This is a genomic window from Serratia quinivorans (assembly GCF_946227985.1).
GTDB classification, from domain to species: Bacteria; Pseudomonadota; Gammaproteobacteria; order Enterobacterales; family Enterobacteriaceae; genus Serratia; species Serratia quinivorans_A.
The window spans coordinates 97,524-115,733 of sequence record NZ_CAMKGL010000002.1; the positions used below are offsets into that span (position 1 = coordinate 97,524).

Here is an 18,210-nt window from a genome sequence, read left to right on the forward strand (position 1 = left end):
GCTCGCAAACAAACTGTCGAGTTACCAGCCTTTTACCGCACCGCCGTTGAAGATTTTCTCGGCGGCACTGGCGACTTCATCCGACTCGTAGGCCTTGATGAAGTTTTGCACGTTCGGCGCATCCTTGTTGTCTGCACGCGTTACGATGATGTTGGTGTACGGCGAATTCTTGTCTTCGATAAAGATGCCGTCTTTGGTTGGCGTCAGACCGGTCTGGTTGATGTAAGTGGTGCTGATGACGGCGACGGTGACTTTAGGGTCATCCAGCACCTGCGGCAGCTGTGCGCCCTCCAGTTCCATAATCTTGTAGTTATGCGGGTTGGCGCTGATATCCAGCGAGGTTGGCAGCAGTCCTTTGCCCGGTTTCAGCGTGATCAGACCGGTTTTCTCCAGCAGCAGCAGTGCGCGGCCGAGGTTGGTGGGATCCAGCGGGATGGCAATCACCGCACCGTCCTGCAGTTCTTTCAGCGATTTGATTTTTTTCGAATAGCCGGCCATTGGGAATACAAAGGTATTACCCACTGCCACCAGCTTGTAGCCGTGGTCTTTATTTTGCTGTTCGAGGAAGGGCCGGTGCTGGAAGACGTTGGCGTCCAGTTCACCTTTATCGGTAGCGTCGTTGGGCAGCAGCGAACCGCTGAAACCGACCAGTTCGACCTCCAGACCGTACTTCTCTTTAGCCACCTGTTTGGCAACCTCCGCCACGTCCTGCTCTGCGCCATTGATGACCCCGACCTTGATATGATTTTGATCGGTTTTTTGCTCACAGCCTTGCAGCGCCAGTACGGCGGCGAATGCCGCCAGCAGAGGGGTATAACGCCAGTTTTTGATCATCGACTTCTCCCTGAAAAAAACAATGAAATCAGTTGGTTTTGTGCTGCTAGCTAAGCCTGAACCGGTGGGGAAGTCAAACACCTGCTCAGCACAAAGGCTTCTAACTAATAACAGGAAGTTTTATTGCGCACCCTTATTTGGCGCGAAATACCACGATGCCCGGCGTGGCCTGCACGTAATCCATAAAGGGCGAGTCCACCACCTGCATATTTTCTTTGCGCGAAGACGCGTTACGCAGCACCGGGCCGTTTTCGGTCATGATATAGATACCGGTATGGGTAACGTCCAACCCGGCCAAATGGGTGTATATGCCGATGTAATCGCCGGTGTGCAATTGGGCCAGTACCTTGTCGTCAATAAAATCGCTGGGCAGGTAGGTGATGCTGCGCTGAACGTTTTTCAGCCCCGGCAGATAGCTGCTGCCGTCTGACTTTTGGTTCAGGTTTTTCACCAGCGTGACGGTATGCGGGCTGAGTGTGGCGGTGATATCCGTGACGTTGGTTTTGGCCTGGTGTGACCAATCGCTGAAGAAATGCTTGCGTTGCAGGAAGCTGATTTCACCATTGGCATAGCGGATGTGGGTCAGCCGTTGGACAAAATCCGTCTGGCTGTCCGCCTGGCGTAGGGCATCGACGTAATCGATATAGGTAAAACAGTCCAAACCACGGAAGTCGATTACCCGTTTTTCCGGCGTATCCTGCGAACCAATCAGCATGTTAGCCACGTAAGGCGTACCGAGGAAGGGCCGGGACAGCAGATCGATCATGTAGCCGCTATCCTGCTGCTGCTCTGTCGACGCGGCGGCGCGCAGGGCGAGAAGCTGATTGAGTTTGTTTAACGTCTGGTTATCCATGCTGGCCTTGAGGTCTACGGGTGAGGTGATAATGGGTTCTGGCGTTTGCCCAACGGGAATTTTATCTGCGCAGCCGCTGAGCGCAATAGCCAATATCAATGAAACAACCTTGTACATTTTCCCCTCCGATGGTTTTGGCCCGTGATGGTGAAAATGATAACAGCTCTCACTATCGCCTGGAGGGGCAATGCCTAAACATAGCCTCAACGTTCGGTTAACACTTAATAACCGATTTCACTGTTAAACGGCAGGTACCAGAACAGGGCGATTTCGTGATCGGCGATGTCCGGTTGAGCGCGATACAGCAGGTGGTCGATGCCGCCGAGGATAAAGCCAAAGCGTTGATAACAGCGGCAGGCGGGCAGATTGGTATTTTGCGTTTCCAGCATCAGCCCGGCGGTTTCGTGGCGTTGAGCCCAGTGCCGGGCGGTTTCCAGCAATGCGCTGGCAACCCCCAGGCGGCGCACGTGGGCGCTGACCACGATTTCTTCAATCAGCGCATAGCCGTTCCAGTTATTGCTCAGTGTGATATGGCCGACCGGCTCGCCGCGATGACGGACCAGAAAGGTGTCGCTTTCATCGTTGACGAACGGGGCCAGCGGGTAGTTCTTGCGAAAGGGGGTAACCGGCAGCAACGGCCAGCTGTCGACCGGCGCATCAAAAACCGGTTGGGCGTAGTGAGTGATGTGAAAGCTAAAGTCGCAACCGGTTAGGTAGCCGTCGGGTAAACGGCTGACCGGGGCAATTTGGATCGCCTGGCTCATGGGGCAAGCTCCCTCAGCAAACGCGCCGGGTTACCGGCATAGATCCCCTTACGGGTGATGTTTTTGGTGACCACTGAACCGGCACCGATCACCACACCGCTGCAGATTTCCACCGCCAGCACCGTGGCACCGGAGCCGATGGAAACACCATCGCCAATGTGCGTGCGGCCCCAACTGCTGGCATCGGCGTTGGGCGCGCCATCTTTAAACAGATCGTTGGCAAAGGTGACGTTGTGGCCGATAAAGCAGTCCGCGCCAATAGTGACATATTCACAGATAAAACTGTGTGACTGAATTTTGCTGCGGGCGCCAATGCTGACGTTTTTTTGGATCTCGACAAAGGGCCCGACGAAGACCTCATCGCCAAGTCGGCAGCCATACAGATTACAGGGCTGGACTACGGTGACATTTTGACCGGCGTCGACATCGACAATACCGGCCTGAAGAACACGAATGGCGAATGACATGACATTCCTCACGGCGGTGACGCAGGGAGGAATTATAAGACAAACCGTCGCCACGTCTGTGCTTTCCGAACGTTTTTTCAACGAAAGACTATAATTAGTACAGGGGAGAGAGCCCCGTGGCCGCAATCCTCGGACGGTCAGCAATCCGTCAGAGGGGTAAATTCGTTCGCCGAGCGCGACCTACGGCGATGGAGGAGGTGTCTCATGGTTAGTCATGTTTGGGGACTTCTGGCGCATCCAAGCACCGAGTTCGAACACATCAAAAGCGAGAACGAAAGCGTCTCGCACCTTTACACCCATCATGTACTGTTACTGGCGTTGATACCGGTTGTCTGCGCCTTTATCGGTACCACACAACTGGGCTGGCTCTCCGGCGAAGGACAGGCTATCCGGCTCGACATGTTCACCGCATCCTATACCGCGGTGGCTTTCTACCTGCTGATGCTGGCGGGTGTGGCGATTATGGGGAAGGTGATCCACTGGATGGCACGGCGTTATGAAGTGCGTCCGAGTCTGCATCGCTGCATGGTGTTTGCCGGCTATATCGCTACCCCGATGTTCCTCAGCGGCATCGTGGCGCTGTATCCCGTCGTGTGGCTGTGCCTGTTTGTCGGCGTGATTGGCCTGTGCTATTCGGGCTATCTGCTGAATCTGGGTATCCCGCATTTCCTGAATATCGACAGTAAAGAAGGGTTTATCTTCTCCAGCTCTACCTTTGCCATCGGCATCTTGTTGCTTGAGCTGCTGCTGGGGGTAACGGTGTTGCTGTGGGGGTATGGTTCCTGGTTATTCTAAACTCTGTTTTGATATTGCCCCTCACGCCGCTCTGGCGTGGGGGGCTTTTGCTATTCAGGAGGCCCAGTTTTTCCGCTTGCTGGTTTTGCCCAGGCCCGGATTAAAGCTGTTGGTCGGGTCGGCGCTGCGGTAGAACGCCTGCAGGTCGGGTTTGGCCGGGTACAGATGGCCGACGTTATGTTCCGCCGGGTACTCCGCACCGCGCTGGTCGAGGATCGCCAGCATTTTCTCTTTCAATGCGTGGCTGTCGACGCCTTTTTTCACCACATAATCCTGATGGAATACGTGACACATAAAGTGGCCGTAATACAGCTTGTGCACCAACTGGCTGTCGATTTCCGGCGGCAGGGTTTCGAACCAGTCGGTGTCATTACGGCGCAACGCGATATCCAGCGCCAGAATATCTTCTACCTTGTCGGCGTGCACCGCATGGTAACGCACGGCGGCACCGGCGGCGGCAAAGCGATGCAGGAAGGCTTTCTTGCCCTCGTCCGGGGTGCAGGTGAAGAACTCGCCGTCGGCCTGGGCAAAGTACTGTTTCAGGTACTGCTGCGCTTCTTCAACCCCCGGACCGGCCATTTTCAGCAGCAGGTGATGCTCAAAGCGTTCGCGGTAGTCTTTCATCCGTTTCGGCAGGTGGCTGGGGGCCAGATGGCTCAGGCCCTGCATCAGCCGGTCGGTCAGGTTGTGCGGCAGTAATGGCAGCTTGTTAAGGCTGGCATCCATACGGCCTTTCAGGGTGAAGAAGCTGGGCATCTGGTCGGTGCCGAGCTTGTCGATCAACATAAAGGTATCTTTGCCGTACACCTCGGCAATATCAAAAATATCCCGGTGCATATACTCGCCGGCTACCGGCAGGTTGTCGAACTGGCTGAGCATATGGCGGCGCAGTTCGGTCAACACGGCGGTGTCGTTGGTACCGATATAAAACACCTGTTCCTTGCCTTCTTTCTCGAAGGTGTCCAGCCGTACCGCAAACACCGCCAGCTTGCCGGCGCAGCCGGAGGCTTCGTACAAGCGGCGCTTGTCGGCATTAAAGCGGGAGGGCGTATCGGCATCGACGTCGCGTACCCGGCTGGCGTATTCGTTGTCGGAAGCACGCAGTTCGCCGTGCTCGACATCTTCCGGCCGGTAGTCGCCTTTTTCCAGCCGGGTGAGAATTTCCTCCGGCGTATCGCCGAGGTTAATCCCCAAATGGTTTACCAGCCGCAGTTGGCCGTCTTCCCCCAACTGGGCGTACAGCGCCATCTCGGTGTAGGCCGGGCCGCGCTTGACCAGCGAACCACCGGAGTTATTACACACGCCGCCAATCACCGACGCACCGATACAGGAGGAGCCGATTACCGAATGCGGCTCGCGGCCATAAGGTTTGAGCAATTTTTCCAACTGATTGAGGGTGCTGCCGGGGAAACCGACCACCTGTTTGCCGTTATCCAGCACCTGCACGTGGTTGAGCCGCAGGGTGCTGATAATGACGACATCGCGGTCGTAGTCGTTGCCGCTGGGGGTAGAACCTTCGGTCAGGCCGGTATTGGCTGCCTGCATGATGACAATTTTGTCGGCAGCGACGCAGGCCTCCAGCAGTTGCCAGAGCTGCAACAGGCTGGTCGGGAACACCACCGCCAGTGCCTGGCCAACGCCGGAGCGAAAGCCTTTGCGGTAGCGTTCGGTGCTGCGTTCGCCGGTCAGCAACTGCGGGCTGCCGACGATGCTTTTCAACTGATTGAGAAATGTCTGGTTGGACTGCGTCATGCCGATCTCCCTTCGAATATACCCGTCATCTTTCAAGCTGCAGCGTTGTTATCTGCACTCGCTCAGCCCAGTTACTTACTCGAGTAAGCGCCTGGGGATGAGCGAGTTGGCCACCTAGCTACAACTTGAAAGCTATAGGGTATGAATTGAATTACTAACTTATTAGGCTACTGGCCTGGTGGCTTAATAGCGTTCTGCAAAACCGGCCTGGCGTTCTTCGTCCCGCAGCGTCAGGATCTCCACGCCGTCGGCGGTGACTGCCACGGTGTGTTCCCATTGGGCCGACAGCTTTTTGTCGCGGGTTACCACCGTCCAGCCGTCTTTCTTCTGTTTAATCCGGTGGTCGCCCTGGTTAATCATGGGCTCGATGGTAAACACCATGCCTTCCTGCAAGACCATACCGGTTCCCGGTTGGCCAAAGTGCAGCACCGCCGGCTCTTCGTGCATATCCCGGCCGATACCGTGACCGCAGTACTCACGCACAATACTGTAGCCGGCCTGTTCGGCATGCTGTTGAATAGCGTGGCCGATATCACCCAGCGTCGCCCCCGGTTTTACTGCCCGGATGCCTTGCCACAATGACTCATACACGTTGTTCACCAGGCGTTTGGCCACCGGCGTGGTCTGGCCGATGCAGTACATCTTGCTGGAGTCGGCGATATAGCCGTCGTTTTCCAGCGTAATGTCGACGTTAACAATCATGCCGGAGCGCAAAATTTTGCTGACCGACGGAATGCCGTGGCAGACAACGTCGTCAATTGAGGTATTGAGCACATAAGGGAAATCGTACTGCCCTTTGCTGGCCGGGCGCGATTTCAGCTCATTGACAATAAAGGCCTCGGCGCGGTCGTTGATCTCCATGGTGGAAATACCGTCGACAATCACCTCATCGAGCATAGCAAACACCTGCGCCAGCAGGGCGCCAGAGTGGCGCATTTTGGCAATCTGTTCCGGCGTTTTGATCACAATCTCTTTCACCCGACAATCTCCTTCAACGTCAGCGCGTTATCTTTCATCATTTTTTTTACCAGTTGGGGATAGGTCAGTTCCGGATGGAACTCCGCCAACATGCCAATCTTGATCCAGTATTCCGCCTGCGCGTTGATCGAACGCGTCATCGTCAGGCTGGCGAGGCGCAGATCGTCATGCAGCGCGTCAGAAATTTTCACAATGCCCATCGTCTGCTCCATAAGTGATTTATATGCGAAGTGTATATGGTTTGGATGGTGAAAATTTTGCTTTCCGTGGCATGGGAATATTCTTGGTCACAATGATTGTCGCCGTCCGGCAATGCGTTTATTGTGATAAACGACTTTTTTGCACTGATTTTTCAGAAGGATTTAGGGCGTGAGCAAATTACGTGTTGGGGTGATCTTTGGCGGTAAATCGGCGGAGCATGAAGTTTCGCTGCAGTCGGCAAAAAACATTGTGGATGCAATCGACAAAGAGAAGTTTGACGTCACGCTGCTGGGGATCGACAAGCAGGGGCAATGGCACATTAACGATGCGTCCAATTACCTGCTGAATGCGGAAAACCCGGCGCTGATTGCGCTGAACCGCTCAAATAAAAATGTGGCGCTGATCCCCGGTCAGGAGAAACAGCAACTGATCGAGTCGGGCAGCCAGGGCGCACTGGGCCAGTTGGATGTGATATTCCCGATCGTACACGGCACATTGGGCGAAGACGGTTCGCTGCAGGGGCTGTTGCGAATGGCTAATCTGCCGTTCGTCGGTGCCGGCGTGTTGGGGTCGGCGGTCAGCATGGATAAAGACGTGACTAAACGCCTGCTGCGTGATGCCGGGCTGGCGATAGCACCGTTTGTGACGCTGACCCGCAGCAATCGCGCCAAATTCGATTTTGAGCAGCTTAGCAAACGTCTGGGGCTGCCGCTGTTTGTTAAACCGGCCAACCAGGGCTCTTCGGTCGGCGTCAGCAAGGTACAGGATCGCGCCGGTTTTGAGGCTGCGGTGGCGCTGGCGTTCAGCTTCGATCATAAGGTGCTGGTGGAGTCGGCGATTGTCGGCCGTGAAATAGAGTGCGCGGTATTGGGCAACGACGAGCCACAGGCCAGCCAGTGTGGTGAAATCGTGCTGAGCGACGCCTTCTATTCCTACGACACCAAATACATCAATGAGCAGGGCGCTCAGGTGATAGTGCCGGCGGCGATTGAGCCGGAGGTGAGCGATAAAATCCGCGACGTGGCGCTAAAAGCCTTTCGGGCGCTGGAGTGTTTCGGGCTGGCGCGCGTCGATGTATTTCTGACGCCGGACAACAACGTGGTGATCAACGAAATCAACACGCTGCCAGGCTTTACCAATATCAGCATGTACCCCAAACTTTGGGCCGCCAGCGGCGTGAGCTACAGCCAACTGATCACTCGCCTGATTGAGCTGGCGCTGGAACGCCATCAGCAGGATCGCGCTTTGAACAGTTCGGTGTTTGATCGGTAAAACAAACAGGGGCGAAGTGATATTCGCCCCTGGTTTTTACTTCACCGTCACATCAATATCGCCAAAATACTTCTTCGCCAGCTCGCTCACGGTGCCCTGCTGTTTCACTTTGACGATCGCCTCATTCAGCTTTTTCTTCAGTGCGTCATCACCCTTACGCAGGCCGAAGGCAATGCCCTCACCGAGGATTTTGTCGTCGCTGACCGCATCGCCGACAAAGGCGAAGCCCTTACCGTCCGGGTGCGCCAGAAAACCGCTTTGGCCCGAAGGTGCCATGACCAGCGTTGCGTCGAGCCGCCCGGCGGTCAGGTCAAGATAAGCCTGGTTCTGATCCTGATAGGACACCACGTCCACACCCTGCGGTGCCCAGTGGGCCTTGGCGTAGGTTTCCTGTATCGAGCCTTGCAGCACGCCGACATGCTTGCCCGCCAGCGAGGTGGCGTTTGGCAACAGACCGCTGTCGGCCCTGGCTATCAGGCGATTCGGCACCTGATAGATTGAATCGGTAAAGTCTATTGCCTGACGGCGCTGGTCGGTGACGTTCATCGCCGAGTTGATAGCATCGAACTTGCGCGCCTTCAGCGCCGGGATCAGGCTGTCGAACGAGGTCTCGACCCAACTGCATTTTAACTGGGCGGCGGCACACACCGCGTTGCCCAGATCGATATCAAAACCTTCCAGCTTGCCGCTGGCCGACTTGGATTCGAATGGGGGATACAGCGCTTCCAGCCCGAAGCGCATCGTGTTTTCCGCCGCCAGCGTAGAACCGGCGGCCAGCAGGCAGCCTGCGGCGATCAACGTTTTCAGTGATGTCATAGTTGGAGCCCTTTTCCCATGGTCAAAGCAAAAATAACTGCGTTATACCTGACACAGACGGCGTGCGCCCTCCAGCAGGGTCTCATTGTCTTTTGCAAAACTCAGTCGAATGATGCCGGTGTTGGTGCCATCGCTGTAAAACGCCGACAGCGGGATCGTCGCGACTTTGGCTTCGCGGATCAGGCGCACCGCAAAATCGTTGTCGCTTTCGTTACTGAAACCGCTAAAGCGGGCCAGCATAAAGAAACTGCCACGGCTGGGCAGTAATTCAAAGCGCGAATCCTGCAGCGCGCTCGCCAGTAAATCACGCTTTTGTTGATAGAAGTCTGCCAGACCCAGATAACTTTGCGGATTGCCCAGCGCCTCGGCGAAGGCGTACTGCATCGGCGTATCGGCGGAGAACACCATAAACTGATGCACCTTGCGGATCTCGTCCATCAACGCTGCCGGCGCCATGCAGTAGCCGACACGCCAGCCGGTCACGTGATAGGTTTTGCCAAATGACGACACAATCACGCTGCGTTCGGCCAGCAGTGGGTGGCGCGCCATGCTGTGGTGGATATCGCCGTCGAACACCACGTGTTCATAAACCTCGTCGGACAGGATGACGATATCGGTGTTGCGCGTCAGGGCGGTCAGCCGTTCGATGTCATGCTCGCCAAACACGCTGCCGGTCGGGTTGTGCGGACTGTTAACGATGATCATCCGCGTTTTGCTGTTGATGGCGGCGGCGACTTCGTCCCAGTCAATATGCAGATCCTGCAGCGACAGTTTGATGGCGACCGGCGTTGCCCCCTGCAAGCGTACGATCGGCGCATAGCTGTCGAACGCCGGTTCAAAATAAATCACCTCATCGCCCGGATGCACCAGCGCGCTGATGGCGGAATACAATCCTTCACTGGCACTGGCAATAACCGTGATTTCTTCGTCGGTGTCATAGCGTGCGCCATACAAACGTTCAACTTTATCCGCCAGTGCGGTGCGTAATGCCGCCACACCGCTCATCGGTGCGTACTGGTTATGACCCTTGCGCATGGCTTGCGCCACCGCTTCAACCAACTGCGGTTCACAGGCGAAGTTCGGTGCGCCCTGCGACAGGTTCAACGCCTGATGTTCGGCGCTAAGCTGGCCGATAACGGTGAAAATAGTGGTGCCGACGTCCGGCAACTTCGAGCGGTGTGAGCAGGCGCTCTGCATGAGTGGCTCCAGGGAAATGGGGGAGGTATCGCTTGATTAAGCATCACTAAGGGTGGGCCAACAAGGGAAAATTTGTCATACTAGCCATGCACTCAGATCATGACTGATTCCCCTTCATTCTTGAAACGATCTCGGCGTTGGCTGCGCTTACTTACCCGAATCACTGACTCATGTCAGCTCATCGGGTTGCGTTCACTGGCCGCCTTGATGTCGTTCCAATTATTTGGGGGAATCCTTGGAATTTCGGGGGATATCAAGGAAACCGCCATGCAGATATCATTGCCGTCGCTCGACGTATTGAAAACCTTTGTGGTGGTGGCGCAACGGCTTAATTTCACCCATGCCGCCCAGAGCCTGCACCTGACGCAGGGCGCGGTCAGTCGGCAGATCCTCGGGCTGGAGCAGCATCTGGGTTACCCGTTGTTCAGCCGGCGCGCGCGCGGCCTGACGCTGACCCCGCAGGGCGCAATGCTGCTGGCACCGGTGCAGCAGGCACTGGGGCAACTGGACGAAGCGCTGGCGCGGGTGGGGGCGCAACCCGGCACTCTGCGCATCAAGTGCCCGACCTGCGCCATGCGCTGGGTGCTGCCGCGCATTATCCGGCTGCAAAATGAACGGCCGGAAATGCATATTGAGTTGACCGCCTCGGTGTCGCACGGGCTGGATTTTGGCGCAGAACATTTTGATGCCGCGGTGGTATTCGGCCAGCCACAGGGAAAAAAGTTGCGGGTGCATCATCTGTTCGATGAAATTCTCACGCCGGTCTGCACGCCGTCTTACCTGCCCGACTTGTCACGTCCACCCACGCCGGCCGATCTGGCGGATAAAACCCTGCTGCACCCCACGCGCGATCGCCGCGATTGGCTGTTGTGGCTGAAGGCGGCGGGGAGCGAGGCGTTGCCATCCGGCAAGGCGCAGCATTTCGATACGCTGGATCTGGCGATGAGCGCTGCGCTGCAAGGCTTTGGCATCGCCATCGGCGACCTTTGCCTGCTGGAGGAAGATATCCAGGCGCAGCGTATCGTCACGCCGTTCCCGCTCAGCGTGGTCAGCGGGGCAGCCTATTATTTGGTCTATCCTGAACGGGCGGTGGTGCCGCAGGCATTGACCGAACTGGTCAATTTCCTCAGCGATGAAGCGGCGCAAAGCCGAAGCCGGCTGCAAAACTATCGACCGACCGCCGCTAACAGCTTGTAACTTTTAACATTACAAATTATTTCTGCGCCGAAAAGGAGTATGGCACACTGCCTTTTCACATTGATAAATCATCTCCGTCGCCGTCTGCGCTGGAAACATGCCTGAGATTAAATAATATGAAATGGCTTTGTGTGGTGAGTATGTTGTCCGGTCTGGCCATCAGCCCGGTTTTTGCGCAGGAAAGCGCCGTAATCCAGGGCGTTAATGCCCAGCAGCGCGACGCCTTTGTCAGCAACCTGATGAAACAGATGACGCTGGCCGAAAAAATTGGCCAGTTGCGCTTAATCAGCGTCGGGCCGGATAACCCGAAAGAGGCGATCCGCGACGGCATCAGCAGGGGGCAGATTGGCGCCATCTTCAATACCGTTACCCGACCGGATATTCGCGCCATGCAGGATCAGGCGATGCAGCTCAGCCGCCTTAAAATTCCGTTGTTCTTTGCCTACGACGTGGTGCACGGCCAACGCACCGTGTTCCCGATTAGCCTCGGGCTGGCGGCCAGTTTTGATCTCGAAGCCATCGCCCTCAGTGGCCGGGTATCGGCGCAGGAAGCCAGTGATGACGGCCTAAACATGACATTCTCGCCGATGGTCGATATTACCCGCGACCCACGCTGGGGCCGGGTTTCTGAAGGTTTTGGTGAAGACACCTGGCTGGTATCCAAAATTGCCAAAGTGATGGTGGATGCCTATCAAAACGGCGACCCGTCCAAGCCCGGCTCAATCATGGCCAGCGTGAAGCACTTTGCGCTGTACGGTGCCACCGAGGGCGGCCGCGATTACAACACCGTCGATATGAGTCCACTGAGAATGTACCAGGACTACCTGCCGCCTTATAAGGCCGCGGTTGACGCCGGCAGCGGCGGAGTCATGGTCTCGCTCAACTCGATAAACGGCATTCCGGCTACTGCTAACCCCTGGTTGCTGAAAGATTTGCTGCGCGACCAGTGGGGCTTCAAGGGCATCACCATCAGTGACCACGGTGCGATTAAGGAGCTTATCAAGCACGGCGTGGCGGCAGACGCGCGCGATGCGGTGCGCCTGGCGATTACCTCCGGCGTCGATATGAGCATGAGCGACGAATATTACGACCAATACCTGCCGGGGCTGGTGAAGGACGGGCTGGTATCGGAAAGTGACATCGACCGAGCCTGTCGCGACGTGCTGAATACCAAATATGATATGGGCCTGTTTAAAGACCCTTACACCCACCTTGGCCCGGTCGGTTCTGATCCGCAGGACACTAACGCTGAAAGCCGTTTGCATCGTGCCGAAGCGCGCGTAGTTGCGCGTAAGACCATGGTGCTGTTGAAGAATGATAAGCAGACGCTGCCGCTCAGCAAGCAGGCGACCATTGTGCTGGTCGGGCCGATGGCCGACAGCCAGCGTGACGTGATGGGCAGTTGGTCGGCGGCCGGGGTGATTAAACAGTCGGTCACCCTGCGTGAAGGGCTGGAACATGCGGTGGGTGACAAGGCGAAAATCCTCTACGCCAAGGGCGCCAACGTCACTCAGGACAAGAGCATTATCGACTACCTGAACGAGTATGAGCCGGCGGTGGTATTTGATACCCGTCCGCCACAGCAGATGATCGATGAGGCGGTGCAGGCGGCGAAGAAAGCCGATGTGGTGGTCGCGGTGGTGGGGGAATCACAGGGCATGGCGCACGAGGCTTCAAGCCGTGCCGACATCACCATTCCGCAAAGCCAGCGTGACCTGATCGCCGCGCTGAAGGCGACCGGCAAACCGCTGGTGCTGGTGCTGATGAACGGCCGACCGCTGGCGCTGAGCTGGGAAAGCCAACAGGCGGATGCGATGCTGGAAACCTGGTACAGCGGCACCGAGGGCGGTAATGCGGTGGCCGACGTACTGTTTGGCGACTACAACCCGTCGGGTAAGCTGCCGATGACCTTCCCGCGTTCGGTCGGGCAGATCCCGATGTACTACAACCATCTCAATACCGGGCGTCCGTTCGGCAAGGAAAACCCGGGCAAGTACACCTCCCGCTACTTCGACTCACCAAACGGCCCGCTGTATCCGTTTGGTTATGGCCTGAGCTACACCAGCTTTAGCCTGTCGGATCTGAAACTCTCCAGCCCGACGATGGCGCGTAACGGCAAGATGACTGCCAGCGTCACGCTCAAGAACACCGGTAAATATGATGGTGCCACCGTGGTGCAGTTGTATCTGCAGGACGTGACCGCTTCGGTCAGCCGCCCGGTGAAAGAGCTGCGTAATTTCAAAAAGGTGATGTTGAAAGCGGGGCAGTCGCAGAAGGTGGAGTTGCCTATCACCGAAGAGGATCTCAAGTTCTATAACGCCAGCCTGAAATGGGGCGCGGAACCGGGCAAGTTTAATGTGTTTGTTGGCCTGGATTCCGACGACGTACAGGCACAGAGCTTTACGCTGAAGTAATCACTCATGGCCCTCTCTCACTGTGGTGGGAGAGGGTTTTGTTGGCATGACCACGCCAATACTTCTTGTTTATCCCCCGTATTTCCTCAATCGTTGATCCCGCTGATTGTTTCGCCATGACTATCGCTATATCATTTTGTATATAACGATAACTCACCGGAAATTCCCATGTTGAAACGCTTCCCACGGCTGTTACTGCTTTTTGTCCTTTTCTCTTGTGCCGCGCAGGCGGACCGTCAGGTGACTGACCAACTCAACCGACAGGTCACGCTGCCCGATACCATCACCCGCGCGGTGGTGTTGCAACACCAGACGCTGAACCTGCTGGTGCAGCTCGATGCGCTGCCGCAGGTGGTTGGCGTGCTCAGCAGTTGGAAGAAGCAACTGGGGGCGAATTATCTGCGCCTGGCCCCTGGGTTGGCGAACATGCCGATGCCGGGCGATCTTACCTCGGTAAATATTGAAAGCCTGCTGAGCCTGCATCCACAGGTGGTGTTTGTGGCCAACTATGCGCCGCCGGAAATGATTGCCCAGATTGAGAGGGCCGGTATCCCGGTGGTGGCCATTTCACTGCGCCGTGAGGCGGCGGATCAGGCGGGTGAAATGAACCCGGTGCTGAAAGATGACGATCAGGCCTATAACCTGGGCTTGCAGGATGGCATTCGCCTGATCGCCAGCGTAATGGGCCATCAGCCGCAGGCCGAGGCGCTGATCCAGGACGTATTTCAGCAACGGGCGCTGGTGGCGGACCGGCTGCGCGGCCTGCCGGAGGATCAGCGGGTGCGGGTCTACATGGCCAACCCGAACTTAACCACTTACGGTTCGGGCAAATACACCGGGCTGATGATGCAGCATGCCGGCGCGCTCAACGTGGCGGCGAAGGAGATTAAAGGTTTTAAGCAGGTGTCGATTGAGGACGTGCTGAAGTGGAACCCGGCGGTGATTTTCGTGCAGGAACGCTATCCAGAGGTGGTAAAGCAAATCCTTGGTTCGCCGCAGTGGCAGGGGATTGATGCGGTGAAAAACAAGCGTGTCTATCTGATGCCTGAATATGCCAAGGCCTGGGGCTACCCAATGCCGGAGGCGCTGGCGCTGGGCGAATTATGGATGGCGAAAAAACTCTATCCGCAGCGTTTTGGCGACGTTAATTTGCCACAGCGGGTGGACGCCTACTACCGGCAGTATTACCGCAGTAGCTGCTGCCAGAGTGAGCAATGAGGCTGGGGTGGCTTATTCTGCTGACGTTGCTCTGCGCATTGTTGTCATTGGGCATTGGTCGCTACCCGGTGTCGGCAGCGCATAGTCTGACTATTCTGCTGGAGCCATTGACTGGCCCGCACGGCGGCATTGATGAGGTTCAGCGCCAGGTGATCCTCGGGGTGCGCCTGCCCCGGGTGCTGTTGGCTATGGGGGCCGGGGCGGCACTGGCCCTGTGCGGCGCGGCGCTGCAGGGCGTGTTTCGCAACCCGCTGGTGGATCCGCACATTATCGGCGTCTCCTCTGGTGCGGCTTTTGGCGGCACGCTGGCGATATTACTCAGCCTGCCGATGGCGGCGCTGCTGCTGTCTGCCTTCGTGTTCGGCATGGCGGCCCTGCTGCTGATTTTTGCTATTACCAGCGCTATCGCCCGGCGCAATATTCTGTCACTGGTGCTGGCCGGGGTGATCCTCAGCGGTTTTTTCTCCGCCTGCGTCAGCCTGCTGCAATATCTGGCCGATACCGAAGAAAAGCTGCCGAGCATCGTGTTCTGGCTGCTGGGTAGCTTTGCTACCGCCGACGATAACAAACTGTTGATGCTGTTCCTGCCACTGCTGTTGGGCGGCGGGCTGCTGCTGGCATTGCGCTGGCGCATTAATCTGTTGTCGCTGGGGGATGAGGATGCCGCCACGCTGGGCATCAATGTCGAAGGGACCCGCTGGCTGATCCTTACGCTGTGTGCCGCCATCGTCGCTGCACAGGTGGCGGTGAGCGGCAGCATCGGTTGGGTAGGGCTGGTGATCCCACACGTTGCCCGCCTGCTGGTCGGCCCGGATCATCGTCGTCTGTTGCCTGCCTCAATGTGTCTGGGTGCGCTGTATATGGTGTTGATCGACGATTTGGCGCGCACCTTAAGCAGCAGCGAAATTCCATTGGGCATCCTGACGGCGCTGATTGGTGCGCCGCTGTTTGCGTTGCTGTTGCGCCGGGCGCAACGGAGAGGCTGGCATGGCTGAGACATTGCTGCGGGTGGAGGGGCTGGGTTTTAGCTGGCCTGGCCAGGCACCGCTGTTTCATCAATTGAATTTACAGTTACGGCGCGGTGAGGTGCTGGCGGTGCTCGGCCCCAACGGACGCGGTAAAAGCACCCTGATGCAACTGCTGCTCGGTACCTTACCGTTGCAGCAGGGCGTGGTGGAACGGGGTAACGGCATCGGTTTTGTCCCGCAGCAGTTCGCTGCCCCCTTTGCTTATCGGGTGTTGGATATCGTGCTGATGGGGCGCGCGCGTTACGTGGGTTTGTTCCGCTCCCCCTCGGCGCAGGATCACCGGCTGGCGAAAGAGGCCTTGCAGTCGCTGGATATGCTGGACTTTGCCGAACGTGAATTTGGCAGCCTGTCCGGCGGGCAGCGGCAACTGATATTGATAGCCCGCGCATTGGCGATGAGCTGTGAGGTGTTGATGCTGGACGAGCCGACCTCGGCATTGGATTTGCACCATCAGGACCGGGTGTTGAGCCTGATTTCGCAGCTGGCGCGGGAGCGGCAGATGGCGGTGATGTTCTCTACCCATCAGCCTAACCACGCTCACGCAGTGGCCGATCGCGCCCTGCTGCTGGGGGGGGCAGGACAGCATCAGCTGGGATCCTGCGCCGAAGTGCTGACGGCCGAGAGCCTGTCGCCGCTGTTTGATTTGGCGATTGAACGGGTGGCCTTGCAGATTGACGGTCGTCAGTTTGAAACGCTGGTGCCCTTGTACCGCAGCCAACGGGAGCGTGAAAGTGAGTAATATCTTGTTGTTCGCCGCCGGTAGCCTGCGCGGCGCATTCGGTCCCTTGTTGGCGGCGTTTCAGGCGCAAACCGGTGAGGCGGTGGAAGCGGTATTTGGCCCGGCGGGCCTGCTGCGCCAGCGAATCGAAGCCGGGGAACGCCCGCATATTTTCGCCTCGGCCAACCTGGCGCATCCGCAGCGATTGGTGAGTTTGCAACTGTCGTCAGGGGTTGAGCCTTTTGCTCGCAACCGGCTGTGCGCCACGGTGCGTAATATTGCCGTCTTAACCGAACGGCCATTGCTGGAGGTCTTATTGGACTCGCGTTGGCGGGTGGCGACGTCAACGCCGGGTGCCGACCCTTCCGGCGACTATGCCCAGCAACTGTTCGAACGCATTGAGCAGTTAGTTCCGGGGCAAGGGGCAGCCTTGCAGCAGCGGGCTTTGGCATTGGTAGGTGGGGCGAGCTCAGCGCCGCTGCCGGCGAATCGCCTGGCGGCAGAGTACCTGCTCAATAGCGGGCAGGCGGATATTTTCCTCGGCTATGCCAGCTATGGCGCAGCCTTGGCGGGCTATCCCGAATTGTTGGTGCGCCAGTTACCCACGCCACTTGCGATAGAAGCGGACTACGGCCTGTGCCTGTTGGATGCGCGGGCGCAGCCTTTGGCCGAATTTATTCTGGCGGAGCAGGGGCAGGAGATACTGCGGGAACAGGGATTTTTACCTGCCAACGTAATAGGTTAGTGGCTTATCAAGTTGGCAGGTTGGGAGGTTATTACAGCTTTTTCAGCAGTTGCAGCAGATGGTCTTCGCTCTTTTCGGCCAGGCCGTCGATCGCCAGCTTGATGATGTCGGAGCGGGTAATGCGCACCACGCCGTTACGTGCTGCCTGCACAATGATTTCATCAATGGCGTCGACGTGGTTATCGGTCAGGCTGACCGAAATAGCTTTATAAGTGCGCTTGCGGCCCTGCGGCTTGGCTTCCGGCGCGGGGGGCAGCAAGGTGTGTGACGTGGCGCTATTGATGAATTCGTCTTCCGACATACGCTGGCTTGGGGTGCGCTTTTTCACAGGATCACCTCCTTCACCAGGCTTTCGATTTCCGCCTGTGCTTTTAGGTTATTCGCCTCATGCACGGTGATGGCTTCGCCCCAGGCATCGCGGTAAATCTTGCGGTCGCACAGGCGGTGGCTGACAAGCTGCAACTCCGGATATTCGCTGAGCACCTGTGCCGCTTCATTGGCTTCATTAATAAAGATATTGGTCGGGCACATGTTCAGCACAATGTAGCCTTTCACCTTCTCGTTATATTCCTGCGCGGTGGCAAACATTTCCGACAGATAGCCGACGGTGTCGAGATCCATCTGTGATGGGCGCAGCGGGGAGAGGAACAGATCGGCGGCCAGCAGACCGGAACGCAGCTCGGCGCTGTCACGGCCGGCGGTATCGACAATCACGTAATCGTAATGGCGATCCAGTTCCAACAGCGTCTCTTTGATTTTGCCCGAGGCAGCCACCACCGGGATATGCGGCAGGCCTTCGACATTCTGACGGTCGTTGTACCAGGTCATGATTGATTTCTGATCGTCAGCATCAACGATGATGGCGGTTTTGCCCTGTTTGAGGATCAGATATCCGGCGATATTGACCGCCTTGGTCGATTTCCCTACGCCACCTTTTTGCGAGCCAATCAAAACAATCATG

Annotated in this window: 19 protein-coding genes; 8 read left to right on the top strand and 11 right to left on the bottom strand. The window is 57.1% G+C overall.

The annotated features are described in order from the left end of the window. Positions 1-21 precede the first annotated feature (21 nt). From OCH02_RS09045 to OCH02_RS09060, 4 genes are all read right to left on the bottom strand, one after another. Positions 22-834 carry a MetQ/NlpA family lipoprotein gene (locus OCH02_RS09045; RefSeq protein WP_261430911.1) on the bottom strand — a complete coding sequence of 271 codons (813 nt, stop codon included), beginning with the start codon at positions 832-834 and terminating at the stop codon, positions 22-24. A gap of 133 nt (positions 835-967) precedes the next feature. After that, entirely contained in the window at positions 968-1,804 is an 837-nt protein-coding gene (locus OCH02_RS09050) for a DUF1460 domain-containing protein (RefSeq protein WP_261430912.1), read from the bottom strand. Between the two features lie 104 nt (positions 1,805-1,908). Next, positions 1,909-2,451, bottom strand: a complete 543-nt coding sequence (locus tag OCH02_RS09055; protein WP_261430913.1) for a GNAT family N-acetyltransferase — start codon at positions 2,449-2,451, stop codon at positions 1,909-1,911. Beyond that, a complete protein-coding gene (locus OCH02_RS09060) occupies positions 2,448-2,918 on the bottom strand; it encodes an acyltransferase (RefSeq protein ID WP_261430914.1) in 471 nt (156 codons plus the stop codon). Before OCH02_RS09060 ends, OCH02_RS09055 begins: the two co-directional genes overlap by 4 nt. 204 nt (positions 2,919-3,122) lie before the next feature. On the opposite strand from OCH02_RS09060, the gene OCH02_RS09065 reads away from it, so the two are divergent. Continuing rightward, the gene (locus tag OCH02_RS09065; RefSeq protein WP_099065209.1) at positions 3,123-3,713 is read left to right on the top strand and encodes a Yip1 family protein; all 591 of its coding nucleotides are present in this window, start codon (positions 3,123-3,125) and stop codon (positions 3,711-3,713) included. A gap of 54 nt (positions 3,714-3,767) precedes the next feature. Here OCH02_RS09065 and dld read toward each other — a convergent pair whose 3' ends face one another. The 3 genes from dld to OCH02_RS09080 form a co-directional block, all read right to left on the bottom strand. After that, a complete protein-coding gene (gene dld / locus OCH02_RS09070; RefSeq protein ID WP_261430915.1) occupies positions 3,768-5,465 on the bottom strand; it encodes a D-lactate dehydrogenase in 1,698 nt (565 codons plus the stop codon). Between the two features lie 183 nt (positions 5,466-5,648). Next, the gene (gene map, locus OCH02_RS09075; RefSeq protein ID WP_261430916.1) at positions 5,649-6,443 is read right to left on the bottom strand and encodes a type I methionyl aminopeptidase; all 795 of its coding nucleotides are present in this window, start codon (positions 6,441-6,443) and stop codon (positions 5,649-5,651) included. Beyond that, positions 6,440-6,643, bottom strand: a complete 204-nt coding sequence (locus OCH02_RS09080; protein ID WP_006324220.1) for a ParD-like family protein — start codon at positions 6,641-6,643, stop codon at positions 6,440-6,442. The genes map and OCH02_RS09080 overlap by 4 nt, the downstream gene beginning before the upstream one ends. A gap of 169 nt (positions 6,644-6,812) precedes the next feature. On the opposite strand from OCH02_RS09080, the gene ddlA reads away from it, so the two are divergent. After that, the gene (ddlA, locus tag OCH02_RS09085; protein WP_261430917.1) at positions 6,813-7,916 is read left to right on the top strand and encodes a D-alanine--D-alanine ligase; all 1,104 of its coding nucleotides are present in this window, start codon (positions 6,813-6,815) and stop codon (positions 7,914-7,916) included. Positions 7,917-7,952: 36 nt separating this feature from the next. On the opposite strand, the gene OCH02_RS09090 is transcribed toward ddlA, so the two are convergent. Together OCH02_RS09090 and OCH02_RS09095 are read right to left on the bottom strand one after the other, a co-directional pair. After that, entirely contained in the window at positions 7,953-8,732 is a 780-nt protein-coding gene (locus OCH02_RS09090) for an ABC transporter substrate-binding protein (protein ID WP_261430918.1), read from the bottom strand. A 42-nt stretch (positions 8,733-8,774) separates the two neighbouring features. Beyond that, complete coding sequence (locus OCH02_RS09095; RefSeq protein WP_261430919.1) at positions 8,775-9,929, bottom strand: pyridoxal phosphate-dependent aminotransferase; 1,155 nt, start codon at positions 9,927-9,929, stop codon at positions 8,775-8,777. A 267-nt stretch (positions 9,930-10,196) separates the two neighbouring features. Between OCH02_RS09095 and OCH02_RS09100 the strand changes: the two genes are divergently transcribed. The 6 genes from OCH02_RS09100 (at position 10,197) to OCH02_RS09125 (ending at position 17,249) form a co-directional block, all read left to right on the top strand. Further along, positions 10,197-11,126, top strand: coding sequence for a LysR substrate-binding domain-containing protein (locus OCH02_RS09100; RefSeq protein ID WP_261430920.1), 930 nt, complete (start codon positions 10,197-10,199; stop codon positions 11,124-11,126). Positions 11,127-11,242: 116 nt separating this feature from the next. After that, positions 11,243-13,540, top strand: a complete 2,298-nt coding sequence (gene bglX, locus OCH02_RS09105; protein ID WP_261430921.1) for a beta-glucosidase BglX — start codon at positions 11,243-11,245, stop codon at positions 13,538-13,540. A gap of 168 nt (positions 13,541-13,708) precedes the next feature. Continuing rightward, the gene (locus OCH02_RS09110; RefSeq protein WP_261430922.1) at positions 13,709-14,758 is read left to right on the top strand and encodes an ABC transporter substrate-binding protein; all 1,050 of its coding nucleotides are present in this window, start codon (positions 13,709-13,711) and stop codon (positions 14,756-14,758) included. After that, a complete protein-coding gene (locus OCH02_RS09115) occupies positions 14,755-15,753 on the top strand; it encodes a FecCD family ABC transporter permease (protein ID WP_261430923.1) in 999 nt (332 codons plus the stop codon). The genes OCH02_RS09110 and OCH02_RS09115 overlap by 4 nt, the downstream gene beginning before the upstream one ends. Next, complete coding sequence (locus tag OCH02_RS09120; protein WP_261430924.1) at positions 15,746-16,525, top strand: ABC transporter ATP-binding protein; 780 nt, start codon at positions 15,746-15,748, stop codon at positions 16,523-16,525. Before OCH02_RS09115 ends, OCH02_RS09120 begins: the two co-directional genes overlap by 8 nt. After that, positions 16,518-17,249 carry a substrate-binding domain-containing protein gene (locus OCH02_RS09125; protein WP_261430925.1) on the top strand — a complete coding sequence of 244 codons (732 nt, stop codon included), beginning with the start codon at positions 16,518-16,520 and terminating at the stop codon, positions 17,247-17,249. The genes OCH02_RS09120 and OCH02_RS09125 overlap by 8 nt, the downstream gene beginning before the upstream one ends. A gap of 31 nt (positions 17,250-17,280) precedes the next feature. On the opposite strand, the gene OCH02_RS09130 is transcribed toward OCH02_RS09125, so the two are convergent. Together OCH02_RS09130 and OCH02_RS09135 are read right to left on the bottom strand one after the other, a co-directional pair. Next, on the bottom strand, positions 17,281-17,577 hold the full coding sequence (locus OCH02_RS09130; RefSeq protein ID WP_261430926.1) for a hypothetical protein: 297 nt from the start codon (positions 17,575-17,577) through the stop codon (positions 17,281-17,283). Beyond that, a complete protein-coding gene (locus OCH02_RS09135; RefSeq protein WP_261430927.1) occupies positions 17,574-18,209 on the bottom strand; it encodes an AAA family ATPase in 636 nt (211 codons plus the stop codon). The genes OCH02_RS09130 and OCH02_RS09135 overlap by 4 nt, the downstream gene beginning before the upstream one ends. Position 18,210: the final 1 nt, after the last annotated feature.

Coding starts and splice junctions, on each gene's coding strand:
- OCH02_RS09120 (WP_261430924.1), top strand. CDS start 15,746: ATGGCTGAGACATTGCTGCGGGTGGAGGGGCTGGGTTTTAGCTGGCCT.
- OCH02_RS09115 (WP_261430923.1), top strand. CDS start 14,755: ATGAGGCTGGGGTGGCTTATTCTGCTGACGTTGCTCTGCGCATTGTTG.
- OCH02_RS09095 (WP_261430919.1), bottom strand. CDS start 9,929: ATGCAGAGCGCCTGCTCACACCGCTCGAAGTTGCCGGACGTCGGCACC.
- dld (WP_261430915.1), bottom strand. CDS start 5,465: ATGACGCAGTCCAACCAGACATTTCTCAATCAGTTGAAAAGCATCGTC.
- OCH02_RS09100 (WP_261430920.1), top strand. CDS start 10,197: ATGCAGATATCATTGCCGTCGCTCGACGTATTGAAAACCTTTGTGGTG.
- OCH02_RS09110 (WP_261430922.1), top strand. CDS start 13,709: ATGTTGAAACGCTTCCCACGGCTGTTACTGCTTTTTGTCCTTTTCTCT.
- OCH02_RS09135 (WP_261430927.1), bottom strand. CDS start 18,209: ATGATTGTTTTGATTGGCTCGCAAAAAGGTGGCGTAGGGAAATCGACC.
- OCH02_RS09065 (WP_099065209.1), top strand. CDS start 3,123: ATGGTTAGTCATGTTTGGGGACTTCTGGCGCATCCAAGCACCGAGTTC.
- OCH02_RS09050 (WP_261430912.1), bottom strand. CDS start 1,804: ATGTACAAGGTTGTTTCATTGATATTGGCTATTGCGCTCAGCGGCTGC.
- OCH02_RS09045 (WP_261430911.1), bottom strand. CDS start 834: ATGATCAAAAACTGGCGTTATACCCCTCTGCTGGCGGCATTCGCCGCC.
- OCH02_RS09080 (WP_006324220.1), bottom strand. CDS start 6,643: ATGGGCATTGTGAAAATTTCTGACGCGCTGCATGACGATCTGCGCCTC.
- OCH02_RS09060 (WP_261430914.1), bottom strand. CDS start 2,918: ATGTCATTCGCCATTCGTGTTCTTCAGGCCGGTATTGTCGATGTCGAC.
- OCH02_RS09055 (WP_261430913.1), bottom strand. CDS start 2,451: ATGAGCCAGGCGATCCAAATTGCCCCGGTCAGCCGTTTACCCGACGGC.
- OCH02_RS09090 (WP_261430918.1), bottom strand. CDS start 8,732: ATGACATCACTGAAAACGTTGATCGCCGCAGGCTGCCTGCTGGCCGCC.
- bglX (WP_261430921.1), top strand. CDS start 11,243: ATGAAATGGCTTTGTGTGGTGAGTATGTTGTCCGGTCTGGCCATCAGC.